The following is a 4,653-nucleotide window of genomic DNA, read 5'->3' as shown; positions in this document are numbered from 1 at the left end:
GTGAATACCCCGGCCAATGCTGGTGACGGTAGCGGCACTGCCGTTTGCCAGGCTTTGCACGCAATCAATCACTGCTTTTTGTCTGGTTGCATGCATTTTGGGTGTGACAAATGAAACGATATTGGTCAAGATAGCGCGAACATTCATGGCTGTTTGGTCTCAGTGATGTTTGGCGATTGATCTGATCACCGAACGCCATGAATGTTCCTTCTGAGTTCATCTTTTTGTTTTAGCTAATAATTTTGTGGGGATACCTCAGGGTTAGACCCGAATAAAGTGGCGGCGCTGGGTTTATCACCGGCACAAATTACTGCTGCCATTCGTGAGCAAAACCAGCAGGCCGCCGCGGGTAGTTTGGGCGCACAGCCTAGTGGTGATGCCGAATTTCAGCTGCTTATTAACGTTAAAGGCCGCTTAGCGGCAGTAGAAGAGTTTGCAGATATTATTATCAAGGTGGGCGCTAATGGTGAAATAAGCCGGTTAAAAGATGTCGCGCGGCTGGAGCTTGGCGCCTCTACTTACGCGCTAAGGTCTTTGCTGGATAATAAAGACGCCGTGGCCATTCCGATATTTCAGGCATCAGGTTCAAACGCTATTCAAATCTCGGATGATGTACGGGCCAAAATGGCTGAATTGTCAAAAGGCTTTCCGGATGGTTTAGCCTACGACATCGTGTACGACCCAACCGTATTTGTGCGTGGTTCAATTGAAGCGGTAGTAAAAACCCTGCTTGAAGCGGTGTTGCTGGTAGTGTTAGTGGTAGTGCTGTTTTTACAAACCTGGCGCGCCTCTATAATTCCGCTGGTGGCAGTGCCGGTGTCCCTGGTGGGTACCTTTGCCTTTATGCAGCTGTTGGGCTTTTCGCTGAATGCGTTATCGTTATTCGGTCTGGTACTGGCTATCGGTATCGTAGTGGATGACGCCATCGTCGTAGTAGAAAACGTAGAGCGTAACATCAGCGAAGGCTTATCGCCGGTTGCCGCAACGCAAAAGGCGATGAAAGAAGTAACAGGCCCTATTGTCGCCACTACGCTGGTGCTGGCCGCGGTGTTTATTCCTACCGCCTTTATGTCGGGCTTAACCGGGCAATTCTATAAGCAGTTTGCCTTAACCATTACTATTTCTACCTTTATCTCAGCTATTAACTCGTTAACGCTAAGCCCGGCGCTGTCGGCACTGCTGTTAAAAGGCCATGGTGAGAAAAAAGATGCCTTAACCCGCGGCATGGATAAGCTGTTTGGTGGCTGGTTATTTGGCCCGTTTAACCGCTTCTTTGCCCGCTTATCCAATGGTTACGGCTGGCTGGTAAAAAAGGTGATCCGTTTTGGCGCTATTGTCGGCGTAATGTATGTCGTATTAGTGGGCTTAACCGGTCTGCAGTTTGCTACTACGCCAACCGGCTATGTACCTGGACAGGATAAACAATATTTAGTTGCCTTTGCGCAGTTACCGGATGCGGCGTCACTGGAGCGCACCGAAGCGGTAATTAAAGAAATGTCGCGTATCGCGCTGGAACAACCGGGCGTGGCTAACTCTGTGGCTTTCCCGGGCCTGAGCATTAACGGTTTTACCAATAGCCCGAACAGCGGCATTGTGTTTACGCCGCTTACCGACTTTAGCGAGCGTACCGATCCGTCTATGTCTGCCGGTGCAATAGCCGCGGCATTAAACCAAAAATTTGCCGGTATTGAAGATGCCTTTATCGCGATATTCCCACCGCCACCGGTGCAGGGGTTGGGTACTATAGGTGGCTTCCGGCTGCAAATACAGGACCGCGCTAACCACGGTTATGACGAGCTGTACAAGGTGACTATGCAGGTGATGATGAAAGCCTGGCAGACGCCTGAGTTGGCGGGTGTGTTCTCCAGCTACCAGGTGAATGTGCCGCAGCTGGATCTGGATATCGACCGCACCAAAGCCAAACAGCAGGGGGTGGCACTGGATGAAGTGTTTCAAACGCTGCAGGCTTATATGGGCTCGGTGTATGTGAATGACTTTAACCAGTTTGGCCGCACCTATCAGGTAAATATGCAGGCTGACGAGCAGTTTCGCCAAACGCCCGAGCAAATTGGCCAGTTAAAAGTGCGTAATAACAGCGGCGAGATGATCCCGTTGGGTTCTTTTATTAACGTGACCAATAGCGCCGGGCCAGACCGCGTAATGCACTATAACGGCTTTACCACCGCCGAAATTAACGGTGGCCCGGCACCGGGGTACAGCACCGGTGAAGCCCAGGCGGCGATTGAGAAAATTCTGGCCGAAACCCTGCCAAACGGCATGACGTACGAGTGGACTGAGCTAACCTATCAGCAAATTCTGGCCGGTAACGCCGGGTTGTTTATCTACCCGCTGGTTATTCTGCTGGTGTTTATGGTGCTGGCGGCGCAGTACGAAAGCTTAAGCTTACCGCTGGCGATTATTCTGATTATTCCGATGACGCTGTTATCAGCACTGAGTGGCGTACTGTTGTACGGCGGTGACAATAATATCTTCACCCAAATTGGTTTAATTGTACTGGTGGGGCTGGCAACCAAGAACGCCATTCTTATCGTTGAATTTGCCAAAGAGCTGCAAGACCAGGGCATGAGCGCACTGGACGCTATATTGGAAGCCGGCCGCCTGCGCTTACGGCCAATCCTGATGACGTCTATCGCCTTTATTATGGGCGTGGTGCCAATGGTGTTCTCCAGCGGCGCCGGTGCTGAAATGCGGCAGGCGATGGGGGTGGCGGTATTTGCCGGCATGATAGGCGTAACCATTTTCGGCTTAATTTTAACCCCGCTGTTTTATTACATGCTGGCCAAGCGTGGTGAGCACAAAGCAGTAACTGACGAGCACGATACTGACGCCAAAGGAGCACATCATGCGTAAATTGCTAAACCATTCTGCGCTGGCGTTAATAGTAGCAGCGTCATTAAGTGCTTGTGCCGTCGGGCCGGATTACCAAACCCCGGCCAACGTGGCGGATATCAGCTTTAGCAGCCCGTACCAACAGGCACAGCAGGCACAAAGCTGGTGGCAGGCGTTTGACGATGCGGTGCTAAACCAGCTGATTAGCCGCGCACTGCAGGAAAACCGCACCCTGGCGCAGGCCCGTGCCAATGTCGACCGGGCTTATGCGGTGTTTCGTGATGCCAACAACGACTTGTTGCCCAAAGGCACGTTAGACGCCGGTTATCAGGCCAGCGAAAACGGCACCGTGTCGCCGCTGGATGATGGCGTAATAAGCCGGGGTTACAGCGCAGGCGCTAATTTAAGTTGGGACATCGACCTGTTCGGCAAAATCCGCCGTGCAACAGAGGCGGCAGAGGCCAATGCGCAGCAAGCCGATATTCTATGGCACGATGCCCAGGTACAGCTAATCAGCCAGGTTGCCACCAGTTATGGTGAATACCGTGGCGCGCAGTTACGTTTGGTGGTGGCAGAGCAGAACCTGCAAAACCTTACGCAAAGCCGCGACATTGTATTAGCACGGCTGGAAGCTGGTATGGCATCAGAGCTGGAGCTGGCACAAATAGACGTGCAGTTGCATCAGGTACAGGCAGCAGTGCCTGGTTATCGGGTGGCGCTGTTAACGGCAGATGCCACCTTATCGGCCTTGCTGGCGCAGCGGCCCGGCACGTTAAAACTCGGTGCTGTGCCACATTTGCCAGAGCTTAAGCAGCCGGTAGCAGTGGTAGCGGGGGAAAACTACCTGCGTTACCGCGCCGATGTTGCCAGCAGCGAACGCTTACTGGCCGCCCGCACCGCACAAATTGGTGTAGCCACAGCAGATTTATATCCTAATCTGTCGGTACGCGGCTTTTTAGGCTTTATCTCCGGCCCGGGTTTAACGCTGGGCGGTGACAGCCAAAGCTGGGCAGTGGCGCCAACGTTAAGCTGGCAGGCGGCAGATTTAGGCTCTGTAAAAGCCCGCATTCTCCAGGCTGAGGCTAGCAGTCAAATGGCACTGGCGCAGTTTGAACAGCAGGTGTTTAATGCCATTAACGAGATGCAGTTATCGCTGCAAAGCTATAACCTCAGCCGCGAGCAACAGCTAAGCACCGAACTGCAATGGCAGGCCAGTAACAAGGCGGTGCAAATTGCCCGCCAGCGTTACAACGCAGGCAGTGGTGAGTTTTTAGACTTACTCGACGCCGAGCGCGAACTGCTGCGCAGCCGCGATCAGTTAGCGCAACTGCAACAGCAAAGCTTTACCCGCTTGGTAGACATCTACCGCAGCTTTGGTGGCGGGATACAGCTGATTTAGCGTTGTTTTGAATGATAAAGCCGGGTAGTCCCGGCTTTTGTTGAGAATCTGCTTTGAGCGCAGGCTGTGTGAAAACTGCTGATCACCTTTTGGTCTAAGCAATAGATTTATATGATCAATTGTTCTTGATAAAGCAGTACAGTTAGCTGTCGCTTTACTAAAATTAATAGCATACGAATTAGAACAAAGTGTGCTGATATGACCCACCATATTAAAGGCCAAGGTAGACATCAAGTAACCTTGCTCCCTGAGGCGCTTGATGACTTCGTTACTGAAGATAACCCTGTCCGAGTGGTCGATATCTTTGTTGATGGATTACAGCTTGACTCACTTGGCTTTGAAAGAGTTAGCGCAAAACAAACAGGGCGGCCAGGTTATCACCCGGCTACCATGCTGAAACTGTA

2 protein-coding genes and 1 pseudogene are annotated in these 4,653 nt (G+C 51.9%); all 3 read left to right on the top strand.

Annotated elements, in window-relative coordinates; genetic code table 11:
* Nucleotides 1–273: 273 nt before the first annotated feature.
* Nucleotides 274–2,871, top strand: a pseudogene (locus tag H595_RS23040) (efflux RND transporter permease subunit); the annotation flags it as partial.
* Nucleotides 2,864–4,249 carry an efflux transporter outer membrane subunit gene (locus tag H595_RS0119295; RefSeq protein WP_027672617.1) on the top strand — a complete coding sequence of 462 codons (1,386 nt, stop codon included), beginning with the start codon at nt 2,864–2,866 and terminating at the stop codon, nt 4,247–4,249. The pseudogene H595_RS23040 and the gene H595_RS0119295, both read left to right, overlap by 8 nt.
* A gap of 198 nt (nt 4,250–4,447) precedes the next feature.
* Nucleotides 4,448–4,653 (top strand): transposase (locus tag H595_RS23035; RefSeq protein ID WP_037055472.1); only part of this gene is annotated, 206 nt, incomplete at its 3' end.

It is taken from the genome of Rheinheimera baltica DSM 14885, from assembly GCF_000425345.1.
GTDB lineage: Bacteria > Pseudomonadota > Gammaproteobacteria > Enterobacterales > Alteromonadaceae > Alishewanella > Alishewanella baltica.
Note: the sequence above shows the minus strand (reverse complement) of the source record. Positions and strands in the feature narration are given on the sequence as shown.

Excerpts from the sequence above, each read along its gene's own strand:
- H595_RS0119295 (WP_027672617.1), top strand. The coding sequence starts at position 2,864 with ATGCGTAAATTGCTAAACCATTCTGCGCTGGCGTTAATAGTAGCAGCG.